The organism is Zoogloea sp. (assembly GCF_041908905.1).
In the GTDB taxonomy this organism is placed as follows: Bacteria; Pseudomonadota; Gammaproteobacteria; order Burkholderiales; family Rhodocyclaceae; genus Zoogloea.
In genome coordinates, this window is sequence record NZ_JAYREK010000001.1 from 368,341 (window position 1) to 385,090 (window position 16,750).

12 protein-coding genes and 1 CRISPR repeat array (1 of these 13 cut by a window edge) are annotated in these 16,750 nt (G+C 63.5%); of the genes, 3 read left to right on the forward strand and 9 right to left on the reverse strand.

Annotated elements, in window-relative coordinates:
* Positions 1-2,615: direct repeats of the CRISPR family, unit length 29 nt; unit sequence CGGTTCATCCCCGCGAGCGCGGGGAACAC (it extends 4,009 nt beyond the left edge of the window).
* A gap of 87 nt (positions 2,616-2,702) precedes the next feature.
* The 8 genes from cas2e to cas3 all read right to left on the reverse strand — a co-directional run bounded on the left by cas2e (position 2,703) and on the right by cas3 (position 11,761).
* A complete protein-coding gene (cas2e, locus tag ACE3OU_RS01760; protein ID WP_374239807.1) occupies positions 2,703-2,999 on the reverse strand; it encodes a type I-E CRISPR-associated endoribonuclease Cas2e in 297 nt (98 codons plus the stop codon).
* Positions 2,980-3,906: a type I-E CRISPR-associated endonuclease Cas1e gene (gene cas1e / locus ACE3OU_RS01765; RefSeq protein ID WP_374239808.1), complete on the reverse strand. Its 927-nt coding sequence runs from the start codon at positions 3,904-3,906 to the stop codon at positions 2,980-2,982. Before cas1e ends, cas2e begins: the two co-directional genes overlap by 20 nt.
* Before the next feature lie 2 nt (positions 3,907-3,908).
* The gene (gene cas6e, locus ACE3OU_RS01770) at positions 3,909-4,622 is read right to left on the reverse strand and encodes a type I-E CRISPR-associated protein Cas6/Cse3/CasE (protein ID WP_374239809.1); all 714 of its coding nucleotides are present in this window, start codon (positions 4,620-4,622) and stop codon (positions 3,909-3,911) included.
* 3 nt (positions 4,623-4,625) lie between these two features.
* Positions 4,626-5,384, reverse strand: a complete 759-nt coding sequence (gene cas5e / locus ACE3OU_RS01775) for a type I-E CRISPR-associated protein Cas5/CasD (protein WP_374239810.1) — start codon at positions 5,382-5,384, stop codon at positions 4,626-4,628.
* Positions 5,385-5,388: 4 nt separating this feature from the next.
* Entirely contained in the window at positions 5,389-6,453 is a 1,065-nt protein-coding gene (gene cas7e, locus ACE3OU_RS01780) for a type I-E CRISPR-associated protein Cas7/Cse4/CasC (protein ID WP_374239811.1), read from the reverse strand.
* Positions 6,454-6,504: 51 nt separating this feature from the next.
* Entirely contained in the window at positions 6,505-7,017 is a 513-nt protein-coding gene (gene casB, locus ACE3OU_RS01785; RefSeq protein WP_374239812.1) for a type I-E CRISPR-associated protein Cse2/CasB, read from the reverse strand.
* A 10-nt stretch (positions 7,018-7,027) separates the two neighbouring features.
* Positions 7,028-8,653 (reverse strand): type I-E CRISPR-associated protein Cse1/CasA, encoded by a 1,626-nt coding sequence (gene casA / locus ACE3OU_RS01790; protein WP_374239813.1) that lies wholly within the window; start codon positions 8,651-8,653, stop codon positions 7,028-7,030.
* Between the two features lie 336 nt (positions 8,654-8,989).
* Positions 8,990-11,761, reverse strand: coding sequence for a CRISPR-associated helicase Cas3' (cas3, locus tag ACE3OU_RS01795; RefSeq protein ID WP_374239814.1), 2,772 nt, complete (start codon positions 11,759-11,761; stop codon positions 8,990-8,992).
* 129 nt (positions 11,762-11,890) lie between these two features.
* On the opposite strand from cas3, the gene ACE3OU_RS01800 reads away from it, so the two are divergent.
* On the forward strand, positions 11,891-12,106 hold the full coding sequence (locus ACE3OU_RS01800) for a hypothetical protein (protein WP_374239815.1): 216 nt from the start codon (positions 11,891-11,893) through the stop codon (positions 12,104-12,106).
* 445 nt (positions 12,107-12,551) lie between these two features.
* Complete coding sequence (locus ACE3OU_RS01805; protein ID WP_374239816.1) at positions 12,552-14,327, forward strand: pre-toxin TG domain-containing protein; 1,776 nt, start codon at positions 12,552-12,554, stop codon at positions 14,325-14,327.
* Here the strand turns inward: ACE3OU_RS01805 and codA are convergent.
* Positions 14,296-15,567, reverse strand: coding sequence for a cytosine deaminase (codA, locus tag ACE3OU_RS01810; protein ID WP_374239817.1), 1,272 nt, complete (start codon positions 15,565-15,567; stop codon positions 14,296-14,298). The genes ACE3OU_RS01805 and codA overlap by 32 nt on opposite strands.
* Before the next feature lie 151 nt (positions 15,568-15,718).
* On the opposite strand from codA, the gene rquA reads away from it, so the two are divergent.
* The gene (rquA, locus tag ACE3OU_RS01815; protein WP_374239818.1) at positions 15,719-16,405 is read left to right on the forward strand and encodes a rhodoquinone biosynthesis methyltransferase RquA; all 687 of its coding nucleotides are present in this window, start codon (positions 15,719-15,721) and stop codon (positions 16,403-16,405) included.
* The last annotated feature ends 345 nt before the right edge of the window (positions 16,406-16,750 follow it).

Below are 16,750 nucleotides of genomic sequence, written 5' to 3' on the forward strand. Positions count from 1 at the left end.
GCGCAATTTGCCGGTGCAAGCTCGGTTCATCCCCGCGAGCGCGGGGAACACGACGATTCGCAGGATTCTATCTGCGATCTGTCCGGTTCATCCCCGCGAGCGCGGGGAACACGTCGAAGCCGCCATCGCCGACCTGGTCGCAGCCGGTTCATCCCCGCGAGCGCGGGGAACACCCCGTTTCCACGGAAGTGGATCTCGACTCGAACGGTTCATCCCCGCGAGCGCGGGGAACACGAGCTCGACGCCCAAGGCGCCCCCATGATCGCCGGTTCATCCCCGCGAGCGCGGGGAACACTTTGGCCTTGGATTCTGCGGCCCGCTTGCGGGCGGTTCATCCCCGCGAGCGCGGGGAACACACCCTCGAGCGCATCCGCAACGGCCGTCACCGCGGTTCATCCCCGCGAGCGCGGGGAACACGAAGCGGAAAACCAAGCCGACGCACAAGAAGACGGTTCATCCCCGCGAGCGCGGGGAACACCCGCCGGGCTGCAGCGCAGTGCGCTGGTAAGGCGGTTCATCCCCGCGAGCGCGGGGAACACCTGTCGATGGGTGTCGAGCTCGACCTGAACAACGGTTCATCCCCGCGAGCGCGGGGAACACGACCCAGAGGTTTAAATGAACCCGCTGCCGACCGGTTCATCCCCGCGAGCGCGGGGAACACCCGGGCGGCTATCGGGGACAGTTGCCACTATCCGGTTCATCCCCGCGAGCGCGGGGAACACGCGTTTTGCCGGACTTCAGTCCAGCGAACACGCGGTTCATCCCCGCGAGCGCGGGGAACACGCCTCGGCCTCGCGCTCCTGGCGGGCCTTCTCCGGTTCATCCCCGCGAGCGCGGGGAACACGTTAAGGGTGGTCCCGCACCTTTGTGCGTAGGCGGTTCATCCCCGCGAGCGCGGGGAACACAATCGTCGGCGCTCTACCTGGGCGGCAGCATCCGGTTCATCCCCGCGAGCGCGGGGAACACGGTATGCCCTGGGAGCGGAGCCACATCGACCGCGGTTCATCCCCGCGAGCGCGGGGAACACCGGAGGGAGAAGCGGATGCTCATGGCTAGGGCCGGTTCATCCCCGCGAGCGCGGGGAACACCGAGATTACGCAGGAATGGCTCTACGCGACTACGGTTCATCCCCGCGAGCGCGGGGAACACGCAAAGATCATGAGCACGAAAATCACCAAGCCCGGTTCATCCCCGCGAGCGCGGGGAACACACAGCCGGCAGCAGATTTCCGCTGTCGAAGGCCGGTTCATCCCCGCGAGCGCGGGGAACACACCTATTTAAAAGTAGGAGGTCCTTCTCCATACGGTTCATCCCCGCGAGCGCGGGGAACACAGATAGGGACTCACGCATCACATCCTGCCCGGCGGTTCATCCCCGCGAGCGCGGGGAACACCGGCGGGCTTGTCTTTGGTTTCCATGATTCAACGGTTCATCCCCGCGAGCGCGGGGAACACAAGAACGTGATCTGGCGCGGGGTGTCCGAGCGCGGTTCATCCCCGCGAGCGCGGGGAACACCTGCGGCCATTACCACGTCCTCGAGTGGGTGAACGGTTCATCCCCGCGAGCGCGGGGAACACAAGGACCGCCGCTACTTCGTGCTGATCACGCCCGGTTCATCCCCGCGAGCGCGGGGAACACAAGAGCAAAACGTCTGGTCGCCTCGATCATAGCGGTTCATCCCCGCGAGCGCGGGGAACACTCGCCCGCGCCAAGGCAGAAACCATCAGCAAGCGGTTCATCCCCGCGAGCGCGGGGAACACGTACAGGTAGCCCGTATCGAAGATCAAGGCCGCGGTTCATCCCCGCGAGCGCGGGGAACACCCTACCAGGCCACCACGACCAGCCGACCTACTCGGTTCATCCCCGCGAGCGCGGGGAACACAGGGGTCATGACCATGCCGGACGGTCTTCGCACGGTTCATCCCCGCGAGCGCGGGGAACACTCACTCCATGGCGTGAAGTCCGCGCGCCAGGTCGGTTCATCCCCGCGAGCGCGGGGAACACTCCCACCAGGCCGCCGACCCGCGTAGCCCCGACGGTTCATCCCCGCGAGCGCGGGGAACACTTCGAGTCAAACGTGATGCCGTCGATCGTGACCGGTTCATCCCCGCGAGCGCGGGGAACACGGCGCCGAGAAGGTCGGCCGCATCTGGTCCGCCGGTTCATCCCCGCGAGCGCGGGGAACACGTCGGTGTCCTTCGGCGTCGGGTCAATACCGGCGGTTCATCCCCGCGAGCGCGGGGAACACGCCTTCTGGGTGCCGCCCTCGCCGGCCGCCGCCGGTTCATCCCCGCGAGCGCGGGGAACACCAGTGCGCAACGACGGAAGATTTGTCCCCTTCGCGGTTCATCCCCGCGAGCGCGGGGAACACGGCGATACAGGTCGTTGCCTCCAGCTACGTGACGGTTCATCCCCGCGAGCGCGGGGAACACGGTAGCTTGGCTATAACCGGCGCGAATAGCAGCGGTTCATCCCCGCGAGCGCGGGGAACACTACGCCGGGAAATACTTCGGATCTGCCATGATCGGTTCATCCCCGCGAGCGCGGGGAACACAAGCGCTGCGCTTCGGTGAAACGGGCCGTGAGCGGTTCATCCCCGCGAGCGCGGGGAACACACTTCTTTCAACACCTTGATTCTACGCGAGAATCCAGCATCGCTCCGATCCACCATATTTTTCGCCCCATCCAAACATGCCAAATTGTTAAAGATCGTCCGACATCCGCTCGGGATGAAAACTGACCAGCCGGACGCCGTCCCAGTCTGCGGGCAGCCGACGGTTGGCGCCGAGAGTCTGGAATTCGAAGCCGGCTTCGTTGTTGGTGTACCACATCATCACCGCGTTGCCGTCCTCGATGCCGGCCTCCACCTGGCTCCAGATGTGCTCACGGACCTTGCGCGAGTAGGTGCCCACGTAGACCCCGGCGCGCACCTCCAGCAGCCACACCGCCAGCCGGCCGCGCAGCCGCGGCGGGGCGTTTTCAAGCACGATGACCAGCATCGCCTAAGCTCTCCGGGTTGGGAATGGCCGGGCCGACGGCGTCTTCCGGCGCCTCAGGGCGTGGGATCTCGCCGGCAGAGAGCATCTCCTCAATGTCGGGGATGATGCGTTCCAGAAGCTTGGTCTTGCGGAAGATGTCGCGACAGGCAAGACGCACCGCCCGCTCCGGGTTGGGCGGGTTGGAGGCCGCCACCTGAAAGGCTGCGGGCACGACCGTGTCGAATTTGTAGATGTCGGCCACATCGTAAACAAACGACAGGGGCTTGCCGGTGTGAATGAAACCCACCGCCGGTGCGTAGCCGGCAGCCAGCACCGCAGCTTCCGTGACGCCATACAGCGCGGCGGTGGCGGACGACAGGCAACGGTTGGGCAGGTCGGAGACGTCCCAGTCCTCGGGGTTGTAGGCACGACCAGACCATTTGACGCCGAACTTCTGGGCTAGCAGCTGATAACTGCGCTTCACCCGCGCGCCTTCTATACCGCGCAACTGTTCCACGCTGCGGCGGGCCGGCGGCTCCTCGCCGAAGCGCATCGCATACATCTTGCGGACCACCTTCAGCCGCAGGGCGTCGTCCAGCGCCAGCCGCGCCTGGTAGAGCAAACGGTCGGCACGCGCTCCACCGGGCTGGCCGGAGGAATACAGGCGCACGCCCGCCTCCCCCACCCACACCAGCAGCGTCCCCACCCGCGCCGCCAGCGCTGCTGCCATATGGGACACCCGCGTGCCTGGCTCCAGCATGATGCAGGCAACCCCACCCAGCGGAATGTGCGTGAGTACCGGCCGCACCCGAAAGCCTTGCTGATCCACCACGACAAAAGCGCCGTCCACCACGTCGATTTCGCCCTTCTCGACGAAGACGATGGACATGCGCTCCTTGATGGGAATGGGTTTGAGGGGTGGAAGCATGGTCAGGGTAACGGTCGCACGAGCAGCAAGCCACAGCCGAAGGCTTTCGCAGGGCCGATACCCTGACGTAGCGTGGCACTAAACCGGTCAGGGTCGATTACAGTCAATTCCCCGCGAAAATCAACGGTACTGAAATGCAACTGCTCCTGCTTGCCAGCCTGTTGCTGGTAGGCGTCAGCCACCAGACAGGCTGGATCAACAGCAAAGCCTCCCGCCTCGGCCCTGGCCTCTAGCCAGGCGCTGCAGTTGCTTTGGACAAGTTCGTAGAGTGGTGGCCGCGGGTCGGGCTGGCCGTCGGCAGCGATGTGGTCAGGCTTCCATTCCACCCAACGGGACAAACCTCGCTCGGCAAGCATGCGGCGCTTAGCGTCCATTACAACATCATGCCGACTATGTTTGCCGTCGACCCGGCGGCTGACCACTGGATTGGCGCGCAACTCAAAGCCCAGGCGCATTCCGGCGGCCAAACGCGGTGCGTAGCTTTGTGTTTGGACTAGCCAGGACGGATCGACGGAATGGGGAGCGCGTACCGAGACCACGTAGTAACGTGGCCGCCCCGCTACCTCACGACGATGGAACAGGAAATCCCGCGGACTGCCGGCCTCTGCAGGGAAAAACCTCCACAGCCACTGGTGTTCAGCATAGGGGCCGCTCAATCGGGCATGAGCGGCAGCAAGTTCCCGATCGGGATGGGGCATGATCAGGCTGAAATACATGTCTCAAGCCTCCGGTCGAAAAAATGCCTGATATTCGGTGCGGTCACCAAACTGCCAGCCACGGCGGCGGATAGGGCGATCCTTGCGGGAGGTGGTGAGATCGGGAACAAGATCCACACGGATGCCGTCGCCCCAGATCAAGCGCTCCAAAGCTTGTGGAGCGGGCAGGCCATGCCGGTTGTGCGGCTTGTCCAGCGCATTAAGCCGAGCAATCAGTTGCAGGATGTAGTCTTCAAAGGCTGACTCAGCATTTCCAGCGCTTATCACCTGGGGAAACAAAGGCGCGGCTGGTGGGCAGGCCTTGCGCCCCAGGTAAAGTACAAAGCGCGGGCACCGCAATACCTCTGCCAGTTCGACGAGGGAATATGGCGCTTCCCCCCGCGGCTGGATGGCCACCAGACAGGCGGCATCCTGGCGGTAGTCCCTGGTGGAGAGAATAGTGTTTAGTTCGTCCCGAGGCAGCGCCAACTCATCCCGCCGTGAGGCGTGAGGGCGTTTTTTCAAACTGGCCTGTCCGGGCACCTGGGCGGTGTGGTAATCCCGCAGCAGCCGACCTGCGGACTGCACGCCCACCGCATAACCGTACCCATCACGAAGCGCGGCATGGGCGGCCTCATCCTCGCGGCGTAGGCCCAGTGCCGCACCGAGCAACCCCACCAACGACGAGAGGCCGGGAGCGTCCAGGCTGGGGCGGAATTCGCCTACGGCGGTGTCGCCCCAGGCTGCCATCGGCCCCTGCAATTGAAAGACCAGAAAGTCCATGGTCTCAGTCCTGGACAAAAGCAATCAGCTCGGCAAGGCTGCCTTCGCCCTTCTCCACGTTCAGGCTCTTGCGTGCGTCAGCGCAAGGGCCATAGACCTTATCGAAGTTCTGGTATCGGCGTTCGATTGCGTGGACGGCGAGATCAAGCATGTCCTGATCACCGTAGGGCTTGACCGGTTTGAGGAACGCCTGGGACAGCGAGCGTGGCTGCTGATCACCCTTTTCAGCCAATACGTAGCTGGCGTAGGCGCGGGAGGCGTGGCTATTCTGCATACCGGTGGGAGAGACCTTGGTGACGGCATGCAAAAATGCCTCCAGCACCCGGCGGGCAAGCGCGACATCCTGGCCCAGGTTCTCCGCGAGGAGTGTGCGGTCGATACAGATGTACAGGTAATACAGACCCGCCCCGAAGCTTCGCTCACCGATATGCGCTGCCCCCTTGTCACTGAGCCCAGTGTTGAGGTCATCGACTGCGCTGAAATAGTCATCTTCCACCGGACTGCTGTGCACGGTGATCGCATGGGCTACCTGCACGGCAGCCTCCATATTGAAGGCCGGGCTGTCGGCCAGCATTCTCCCGAACATGGCAATGTCAGCAGCCTTGCGTGGTTTGCGCAGCAACTGCAGCTCTTCGTCGGAGGGGGCTCCTCCCCGCTCGGCGCAGGTCTTGGTCAAGGCCTCGATGGCTTCCACTTCTTCCGGGCTGAAATGAGCGAGTTGCTCGATCTGCAGATCTTCGTCCTTATCCATCTTCTTGTCGGACTTGAGCTTGCCAAAGCGCCCAGCGATCTGCCGTGCCCATTCGCGAGCAGCCTTGTCGGCGATGCCGGCGCACGTCAACGCTTCGTGGATGCGCTTACCCATGTCCTTCGTACGGGTACCAATGTGGCCGGCCAGCGCGAACTCGAAGAGTTCAGAGGTACGCCATGCCCGCTTCTGGCTCTGGGAGGAGATGCGCAGACGCTGCGCATCGCCCATCAGCGCTGTCTTCGGGCGGCCCGTGTCGTCGCGGTTGAGGTTAGAGGGCGGATAGCTGGTGAGCAGATGCAGTTGCACGAAACGTTGCATGAGCGGTCTCCGGAAGGTGACTAGATGAGATGGGAATGACTGGGCAAAGCGTCAAGAGCTAGTGCGAGCGGGCCACTCGTAGGCGTAGGCCCAACGTTTTTTCACTTGCTCGCCCCACTGCAGCAGGTCATTGGTGAGAGCAAGCACATCAACCCGGCGATCCATCAGGGGGAGCACTCGACGGAGGCCGTCATAGAGAGCTTCGATATCCCGCGCGTCGAGCAGGCGAAGAAAGCGCAATTCGCTTACCGCCAGGCGGTCATCCCCAGCCTTCCTCTGGCTCATGGATTTGGCGGGTGAGAGGCCAGGGCTATCCTCACGGACATGTGCCAGCAAGCCCACGGCTGCGGCGAGGCGGTCATCCAAGTAAGCCTTGCTGTCCGGATTCCACCCCTGGAGCTGCAGGCGTCGATATAGGCGCTGGTAAGGGGCAGACAGAGCCACCTCGGTGGGGCCGGCGGCGCGGCGGAGGGTAGCCCGGCTTGCGCGATCGTTCTCCAGACCTTGCCACCACTCGGCCAGGGCTTTTCCGATGGGTTTATCCCGTTCGAAACGTTCACTCATGGTGTCTCCTTCAAGACTGGGCCGACATGGCCCTGCCGCGACTGCGGGCGGTTTTTTCGGGAAGGGGGAGGCGCAGGGCCGTGAGTAATTTCTCATCGTTGAGGGCGTAGCCCAACCGACGACGGGCTTCAGCCACTCGACGGGGGTGTTGACGCTCTACGGGACCGGCACCGACGAACTGCTGATCGAAGAGTTGATAGGCTGCATGTTGCAGCTGGGCCTGCCAGCGCTGGCGGAGCTCGAGCGTGTCGGGCTCTGCCAGCGGGTCCAAGCGCAAGGCCTCGATGCAGTCGTGCAACTGGAAGAAAAAAGCTCGTTCGGTGGCACCCCAGAAGCTGATGTCGACGGCGCTGAAATCGCCGCGAGCATCACCGCCGAACCAGGCATCCTTGACCGCGTTGCGCAAGGCCTGCACGGCTAGGCGGGCACCCGCCAGCCAGCCGCCCGCGCTGACGGTCAGGGTGCGCAGGGCATCCTGATTGCAATCGGCGAGTCCATATAGCGGGAGTGAAGACTCGTACCAACACCGGGCCTTCATACTATCCATGTCATAACCGAAGGCCCACAGGCGGAGGCTCGGCCCGACCTGCCGGCTGCGCGTCCCGTCCAAAGCCGACACCACAGTGCGTGCCGGACGCAATTGCTCCTTGCCGTCGGAAACGCCCAGCACCCAACCCAGCCAGTGGCGATAACCGATGCCTCCTGGCTGAGGGTGCATCGGCAGCCAATCACCCTTGTTCGAGTAATAAGGGGACAGAGGATGCAGCCAGGCGCCCTTATAGTTAAGGCCGTAGTTCTTGGCGTAAAACTGGCGGATCAAACGGTCCGAGGTTCGCCCGCAAATATCGCACTTTCCGCTCATGAGTCCATCCAGATTCAGACGGATGCGGCGTGGGGTTGCCCAGAAGATGTGATCCGGGTGCACCTGCACCGGTACGGTCTCCTGCCCCGGTTGAGTAACGGTAATGTCTGCAAGCCACGGAAAACGGTGATGCAGCAGGTTCAAGCCAGCGTCTCCACAGCTCTCCAGGTGCTGGGCGCGTGGCTGCACGTTGAGCCACAAATCCTGCCACAGGCTCTGAGGAGTTCCGGACAAAAGCAGCGTGGTCAAAGGGCCACCACCCCGCAACCCGGTGCGATAGCCGACCCCTCCCGCGGGCGCGTTGGTCTGCAGCGTGAATAAGGCCAGGGCAGCGCAGTCGGGGCAGAGACACTCCACCCTGCCTCGCTTGACGAAATGATCGCTGTTATTGCGCAGGGCATTTTCCCCGGGCGATTCGATCAATAGCGCGGCGATGGAATTAAGCCCCGCCTCTTCTGGCTTCAGGCTGAAGTCCTGCATGAAGCGGGCGCCCTCCCCGTCGAACTCGAAGGCAGTCAAAACCGGATCGAACCAGGCTGACAGTGCGGCGAAGTCTGGTGGCAGCCGAAACAGGCGGCTCCAGGCGGAGTGCGTCTCGGCTGGGCTGACGCTTTGGAGCAGACCGATGGCAAACTGCATCAAGGCGCCGTTGAAATCCGCCCGATCCGCATCAAAAGCGACGATATCTGGATCGGATAGCATTCCAGGGGCAACCCAGTCGCGCAGCCCGTCGCGACGGCGCACCGGCATCCAGGGGTGTTGCAGGAGGTTCATGAACGGGGCTCCTGAAAAAAGGCGAAGTGGCAACGAGCGCTGAAGGCTCCCGCCCCCAGCCCTTGCAGATATTCAGGAGGCACACAACCAGGACAGGAGGCTTTTTAAACTACAAATGAATACTAGCATTGGGTACACTGCCCAGCAAATTATTTTAAGTGTGTTTGTTCAAACGAAAATTCAAAATATGGGCAATCCTCTTCCTCCAGAGCCACCAACGCGACTGCTAGAATGCATGCGTTCTCTGCATCCGCAGAGATGACCCGTGTGTCTGCTCAAGCGATGATTCGGTGATTTGACGTTCCCCGCCTCCGCGGGGTCTTTGCCGAGCGGGCGTCAGCCCGCCGGCGTTTTCTCCCGAATCAATCCAGCCTCGAAGTCGTAGCGCCAGAACACAGGTCGCGACGCTTGATTATCCTTGCCAGGGGCGAGCGCTCGACCAACCCAACGCCCCGCCTGCTCTTCGAGCGCCAGCAGCACCGACCACTTGCCCTTGTCCGGCAGGGTTTCAAGGGCTGCTAACACGACCGACTCCCGATCCGGATCGGTTTCCACCCAACGAGCGCAGATCTGCCGTTCCGCCATGCGCAGACTGCTGTAAGCCCAGGCATGACGGCGTTCGGCATGGTGATTCCACGGTTCCAGGGTGTCATCCACCCAGCGGGCAAGAATGACATTGACAGTGGCCTCTCCCAAACGCGACGGGGCACGGGCGTCGCTCCACCATTCAGTGCCGTCGGCGGTGTAACCACTGGACAGCTTGATAGTGTTCTGCTGGCCTTCGCTACGGTCCGCCAGTGCCCGACCCTCCGCCGCCCCGCTGCTGGCCAGCAAGGCTTCCGGGATGTCCCCCAGGTCGCCGAATACGCTTTCGACCAAAAAACGCGCATCGTCGGGCAAGGCGATCTGCCCCTGCTGCAGCACCTGGGCGGTCAGCCACAATTGCCCGTGGTGAGGGTAAACCCGTGCGGCACGAGGAAGGGTCCGTTTGTACCAGTCCTCTGCAGGGCTTTCGACCCATTCCGGGCCAAACACCCATAGACAGGGCGCACCACGCTGATCCCCGCCGGCAGCATCCATCAACCGATTGCCAGCGAGATCCCGCGGGTGACGTTGCAGACGACCCGCACGCTGGATAAGACGATCGATGGGCGCAAGGTCTGAAACGACCAAGTCCCAATCGGCATCCAGCGATTGCTCGGCCACCTGCGTCGCGATCACCAACTTTCCTGCCCGCATCTGAGCATCGCTGCCTTTTCCGAAATGGGATAGCACCTGTTCTTCCGTCGCCAGGCGATCCCCCAGCGTGAAGCGGGCATGGAAGAGAATCAGGTTTTCAGGGGGCAACTCATCGCGGAAGTGAGCGTGAGCTACCAGCGCATCCGCTACAGTGTTGCGCATCCAACAGACGCAGCGCCCCACAGCCAGCGTCTCTCGGATGACCGACAGCACCTGTGACTCATCGGACACATAACGCACCTCCAACCGACGCTTTACTGCATCTCGGGTGGCAATAGGAGTTTCATCCAGCCTCGCAGCACAATCCCGCCAAGAGGTGGCGAGTGGAAATGCATCGATAGAGAGTTGTGGCGCAGACGGGCATCCACGTCCGCGGGCAAAAGCGTCCAGCAGGGACTGCTTCATGCGTTCGGGCAGCGTTGCCGAGAGCAGAATGGCGCTACCACCCGCAAACGCGTGGAAGGTGAGCACCGTTTCCAGTACCCGCTGCATGTAGGCATCGCAAGCGTGCACCTCATCCACAACCAGCACTTTACGGAACAGACCAAGAAGGCGCAGGCACTGATGCTTGCTGGTGAGTACCGCCAGCAATGCCTGGTCGATGGTGCCCACACCGGCCGGAGAAAGCAGCGAACGCTTGCCGTGCTCCGCCAACCAGACGGCGCAACGAGCGCCCGCCGTTTCGTCCAGCTGGTGACCATCCGCTTCCGGGTCGATGGCAGGCAGGATTGACGTCGCAAACTCCTCGACCAACCGACTTTGACCATGGGAGAGCACCAAACTGGCATCACCGGCAAAAAGCTGCTGGTAGACCTCGGCGATCCGGCCGTACATAGCATTAGCGGTTGCCATGGTGGGCAGCGCAATGAAGAAGCCATCGGCCAAACCAACCGCCATCAGGCGGTGAGCCAGCATCATGGCCGCCTCGGTCTTGCCGGCGCCGGTCACATCCTCCAGCAGATGGACTTGGGGTTCTGACAACACTGGAACATTGATCGCCCAAGCCTGCAGCGGCGAAGGCTGGGTAATGCCCGGAAAGAAATCCGAGAATTCACGCGCCCCCGATGGCCGCGACGTCAAACCCGAGGCTGCCAGCGCCAAGGACGCCCGGGTCTGTGCATGACCCCAGTACTCCTCAATGGGCATCGGGGTCGCACAATAGGGAAAGTAGCTCTGGTTGGAGCCGAGCCAGTCAGCCAACACCACGACACCAGCCAGCCACCAGGAGAGAGTCTGGCTAGCCTGCGCAAAGGTTTCCGCCTCCAGTTGGCTCGCTATTTCCGCGAGTAACTTGCGCGGAACAAGGATGAAGAGGCTGCCGATAAATTGGTCAACTGCGATGCCATCTTCGCGGGCGTTGCAGTGCTGCTTCCAATCCCCTCGGCCCAATTCCGGTGGTGTGCCATGGTGGCCTGTGCAAGCCTTCATCCACCAGTCCAGTCCACCAGACTCCACCAGATCACAGGAATCCGGCCCGAACCACCCCTCGTCAATCGCCTGTTCCTCCAGCCGCTGCTTCCAGAGCAGCCAGCCGAGCGTATCGTGACGCAGCGTGTAGGGCTTGCCAGGGTCTGGCGCACGTCCGCGCAGAAGCTGCATCAGATCAGCACGCTGACTCTGGAAAGCTTCGGAAAACTTGCCGAGATCGTGAAGAGCCAGGAAGAACGTCACCCACCCCTCAAGCGCTTCTGACGTACAGTCGGGCAAAGCCTTCCGGAATAATTGCTGCAGTGAAGCACTCTGTCGAAGCAGGGCAACACCGACGGCAGCGACATCCAGAGCGTGATAGTGCAGCAGGTGATAGGCACCGGAATTATCAGCCTTACCCCAATAGGCGCCTGGTGTTGAACAGGATTCTTGTTCGTGCATCGTGATATCGATTCATTGGTCCGACACGGAATTTACAACATCATCGACTCATGCGTAAAACCCGCGCCATCACTGGGTTTCGGCTCTTTCCACGGGGCGCAGTGCTGGGATTTTTGAAGTTTTTGTCACATGACAAATCCCCCGGGGGACGTGACAAAAACCGTCGGCGAAGGGAAAAAACTTGCCGGCAGGCCCGCAGAAACTTTTTTCCATGTAACAAAAACCGTTCGTCACGCTGCAAACTCCTTTTGTCATATCAATAAATCCGTCGGTGGCGCCACAAAAAATATCGGCGGGTCCACCGGGAGTTTTTTTGATATGACAAAAGGCGCAGGCGGCGTGTAAAAAGATTTTTGTGACGCGGCTGGATGTTTCTGTGGCGAGGCGGAAAGCTTTTTTGGCGTAACCGGCAATTTTTGCGACGGAGCGGGGAGTTCTGGCGGCACCGCGGAAAGCGCGCGCGGAGTGCGTCAGGAATTTGGCGACGTGGAGAAACGTTTTTGCGAGGCGTCGGCGGGTGTTCGTGGCGTCTCCCGGGATGTCCGGGAGGCGCCCCCCGTTGCCGCGCTCCGGGGCGCCTGTTCAACTTCACAACGCCCGTCAATCCATCAAAACCAACATTTTTGGCACAGAATTTCACAAAACTGCGTCATGATCGGGCCTGACGATTGATTGCCATTGAAGAGGGTTTGACGTGGATCGCAGCAGGCGGAAATTTACCGGGAGGGTGTCCATCCTGGGGCTGGGAGTGCTGAGCGGCTGTGCCGGCACGGAGTCGAGGCCGGATTTTGTGAGGAAGATCGAGGATTCGCTGGGCGTCGGCAAGGTCGAGGATTTGTATTACTCGGTGGCGGGGGCTGCCGAGTCGAACGGCTTCTACACCATCGACCAGGACGGCAATTACGTGCCGGAGCTGTCCAACAAGGCCCAGGACATCTTCTACAGCCTCCTCAGGAACGGCGTGATGCCGCAGAAGCTGCCCATCCCGAGCGAGGCACAGGTGGACAAGGCGCTGGCGCTGTTCGCGGAGGCAAAGACCAAATACGCCAGCCTGACGGAGTTCGGCAGCGAGGAGACCTACGACCTCGTGCGCCACATGCTGCCGATGCTGCGGATGTATTTCGACATCAACGCCGTCAATCCCGCCGAGCTGAAGAAGAAGCTGCGCAATGCCAAGAACCGCGGGCGGGTGAATGTGGCGCCGGACGGCACGATCACGCTGCCGCCAGGCTTCATGGTGACGGTCAATCAGAAGGGCTACTGCATGGATTCGGGGCTGCCGGCCCCGGGCAAGGACGAGAAGCTCAGCCTCACGTCCGCCGGCAAGCTGATCCCCGCACCCCTGCTGCCGCTGTACAAGGCGATCATGCAGAAGGCGTACCGCGACGAGCCGTACCGCAACAGCATGCAGACCATCGTGTGGACGCTGCGCTCCGCCGGCAACCCCACCGGGATGGCCGCCAACGTGGACCGCAAGACCCTGCAACTGATGGAGGACGCGCTGCCCGGCGGCGCACAGCAGTTTGCCGACTACCACAACGGGCAGATCATGCAGGCCCAGCTGCTGGACAAACTGGGCAAGAAGATCGCCATCAAGACCGGCGGGAAGAAGGTCAACCCCTTCGACCTGATCGACCCGAAAAAGAGCGAGCAGGCGATGGCGGACCTGTTCAAGAGCCACACGGCGGCGATGAACCAGCCGGTGACCGGGGCGGTGCCCCAGGACAACCGCGACTACCAGATGATCTCGCCGACGGTGGCCACCTTCTCGGTGGGCACCAGCACCCTCACGCCGCGCATCCTGCTCGCCAATGCCGGCAACGCGCCGGTGAACATCGACCTGACCGACTACGTGATGCAGCCCGCCCGGCGCGCCCAGCGGATCGCGATGTATCCGTCGCGGCCGGACGGAGTGCTGGCGCGGGCCTATCCGATGGACGTGCTCCCCGAAGACATCACCCTGTGGGAGAAGCTCAAGAAGAAGATCGACGACGGGGTGCTGTACGACGCGGCCCGCTTCCTCGCCACCAAGGCCTTCAAGAGCGTGGCGCAGCCGGGCAAGGTGAGGGATGCCTTCCTGGGCGTGTTCCGGAACTCCCCGGCCGCCGCCAAGCTGGTCGAGGCGATGCCGATCGTGGGCAACCTGCTGGCGTTCTACGAGGCGGTGAGCGGCAAGAGCTGGGTGAACGGCCGCGACCTGAACACCTGGGAGCGGGTGGCGTCGGCCCTGGGCACGATCCCGGGGAGCAACGGCCTCAAGGCCACGTTCAAGGACAAGGCGATCGACTACGCCCAGAAGGCCTTCGGCGCCCTGGGGTTTGCCACCAACCAGAACGTCACCGACATCCTCGACCCGGCCTTCTCGGCCTACTCCAAGACCTACAGCAACCCGCTGGACTTTGCCGCCACCTACATCGACCGCAAGATCAACGACAACCTCACCCGGACGCTGATCGACATCAACAAGGACACGACCCTGAGCCGCAGCATGCGCGAGTCGATGCGCGAGGCGATCGCCTCCGGCACCGGCCTGTTCAGGGACCGTAGCCCGGCGCTGGCGTACTGAGCGGCAGCAGCGTCGTCTCGCCCGGCGTGCGGCGCATGATCACCTCGCCGTGGCGCAGCGACAGCAGCGCCTGGCCCTGGCTGCGCAGCACTTCATAGTCGCTGTCGGCCGACAGCAGCACCAGGCTGGCGGGGCGGCCCACTTCGAGGCCGTAGCCCGCGCCCAGGGCCAGCGCGCGGGCGCTGTGGTCGGTGACGAAATCCAGGCAGCGCTGCAGGTCTTCGTAGCCGAGCATGTGGCAGATGTGCAGGCCGGCGTCGAGAATGCGCAGCAGGTTGCCGTTGCCGAGGGGATACCACGGGTCGACGATGGAATCCTGCGCGAAGCACACGTTGAGCCCGGCGCGGTCGAGCTCGGGCACGCGGGTGAGGCCGCGGCGCTTGGGGTAGCTGTCGAAGCGCCCCTGGAGGTGGATGCTCTCGGTGGGGCAGCTGATGAAGCTGAGCCCCGCTTGCTTCAGCACGCGGAACAGCCTGGAACAATAGGCGTTGTCGTAGGAGCCCATCGCCGTGGTGTGGCTGGCCGTCACCCGGGCCCCCATGCCCTTCACGCGGGTCACTTCGGCGAGCACCTCGAGGAAGCGCGAGTGCGGGTCGTCGGTTTCGTCGCAGTGCACGTCCACCAGCCGGCCGTGGCGCTCGGCCAGGTCCATCAGGAAATGGATGGACGCCACGCCCTGCTCGCGGGTGTTCTCGAAGTGCGGGATGCCGCCGACCACATCGACGCCCATCTCGACGGCCTCGGTCATCAGGGCGCGGCCATTCGCGAAGGACTCGATGCCCTCCTGCGGAAACGCAACGAGCTGCAGGTCGATGAGCCCGCGGGCCTCGTCGCGCACTTCGAGCATGGCCTTGAGGGTACCGAGGCCGGGCTCGGTGACGTCCACGTGGCTGCGCACGTGCTGGATGCCGTGGGCGGCCAGCATCCGCAGGGTGCGGTGGGCGCGGGCCTTGGTGTCTTCCGGTGTCACCCGGGCCTTCCGCTCGGCCCAGCGCTCGATGCCCTCGAACAGGGTGCCGCTGAGGTTCCAGCGTGGCTCACCGGCGGTGAGCGCCGCATCGAGGTGGATGTGCGGCTCGACGAGGGGCGGGATCACCAGCATCCCGCCGGCGTCCAGGGCCTCCGCGGTGGCGGGCTGCGGGCCAGGCTGGGCGTCGATGGCGCGGATCAGGCCACCCGCCCATTCGATGGAAAACAGGCCGTCGCGGCCACGGAGCCGGGCGTTGATGATCTGGTTCATGGGGTCTCCTCCGCTGGATGGGAAAGCCCCCGCGGGCGCGGCGGGCTACCTGCCAGACATGATGCACCAGGTGCCCGCGGGTGGCGAAAGGCGCCGGCCTACCTCTCAAGAGGTATGATCACGGTTGATTCCGTTCAACTGCACCCAGATCATGTCCGACTCTTCCAGCAGTTCCGCGCATCGGCTCCCCGACTATCTCCGCAACACCTACAGCTGGGCTTACCTCAACCACCGCACCGTGCCCTGGCTCGACCAGCCGGCGGTGGTGTCGGCGATCCTGTGGGGCAACGCGAGCCGCCTGATGGATGCGGCGGTGCGCGAGTTCGCGCCGGGCCAGCGGGTGCTGCAGGCGGCGGCGGTGTATGGGGATTTCTCGGCCCGGCTGGCGCGGCGGCTGGGCGACGGCGGGCAGCTCACGGTGGTGGACGTGGCGCCGATCCAGATCGCCAACACCCGCCGCAAGCTGGAGCCCTGGCCCCAGGCGCGGGCCCAGGTGGCCGACCTCACCGAGCCGATGGGCGTCAGCTTCGACGCGGTGTGCTGCTTCTTCCTGCTCCACGAGGTGCCCACCTACGCGCGCCACCGCATCGTCACCAACCTCCTCGAGGCGGTCGAGCCGGGCGGCAGGATCGTCTTCGTGGATTACCACAAGCCGCGCTGGTGGCACCCGATGGGGCCGGCGATGGCGCTGGTGTTCCGCTATCTCGAGCCCTTCGCCAACTCGCTGCTGGCCGAAGAGATTTCCACCATGGTGCCGCAGACTGCGGACTTTGAGTGGCGCAAGGAGACCTTCTTCGGCGGGCTATACCAGAAGGTGGTCGGCATCCGCCGCAGCTGAGCCCTGGCCGCGGGCCGCGACGCCCGCCCCCGCCCGGCCCGACAATGGGGTTCGTGCGGATCATCCTCTCTCCCCGCCCCACGCGCCCTTCCCCCGGGCGCGGCGCTCCCTGCACCCTCCCCTGCGGCCAGCCCCGGCACCTCCCGTCATTCGACGGCCTGACGCCCTGCAGGCCACCCCGCGCCCACCATCGCCATGACATGAATCTCCATGGCATTCACAACAACATTTACGGCATAAACATGTATAATTAGACAGTACCTTCCAGACACCCTCGGCCCGGAGCCCTGCCCCATGAAGGCCTACCCAAAGCCCCCGCAGATCATCGCTGAAGGCAGCGCCGTG

Excerpts from the sequence above, each read along its gene's own strand:
- ACE3OU_RS01800 (WP_374239815.1), top strand. The coding sequence starts at position 11,891 with ATGACAAATCCCCCGGGGGACGTGACAAAAACCGTCGGCGAAGGGAAA.
- rquA (WP_374239818.1), top strand. The coding sequence starts at position 15,719 with ATGTCCGACTCTTCCAGCAGTTCCGCGCATCGGCTCCCCGACTATCTC.
- cas5e (WP_374239810.1), bottom strand. The coding sequence starts at position 5,384 with ATGGACTTTCTGGTCTTTCAATTGCAGGGGCCGATGGCAGCCTGGGGC.
- casB (WP_374239812.1), bottom strand. The coding sequence starts at position 7,017 with ATGAGTGAACGTTTCGAACGGGATAAACCCATCGGAAAAGCCCTGGCC.
- cas3 (WP_374239814.1), bottom strand. The coding sequence starts at position 11,761 with ATGCACGAACAAGAATCCTGTTCAACACCAGGCGCCTATTGGGGTAAG.
- cas1e (WP_374239808.1), bottom strand. The coding sequence starts at position 3,906 with ATGCTTCCACCCCTCAAACCCATTCCCATCAAGGAGCGCATGTCCATC.
- cas2e (WP_374239807.1), bottom strand. The coding sequence starts at position 2,999 with ATGCTGGTCATCGTGCTTGAAAACGCCCCGCCGCGGCTGCGCGGCCGG.
- cas7e (WP_374239811.1), bottom strand. The coding sequence starts at position 6,453 with ATGCAACGTTTCGTGCAACTGCATCTGCTCACCAGCTATCCGCCCTCT.
- casA (WP_374239813.1), bottom strand. The coding sequence starts at position 8,653 with ATGAACCTCCTGCAACACCCCTGGATGCCGGTGCGCCGTCGCGACGGG.
- cas6e (WP_374239809.1), bottom strand. The coding sequence starts at position 4,622 with ATGTATTTCAGCCTGATCATGCCCCATCCCGATCGGGAACTTGCTGCC.
- codA (WP_374239817.1), bottom strand. The coding sequence starts at position 15,567 with ATGAACCAGATCATCAACGCCCGGCTCCGTGGCCGCGACGGCCTGTTT.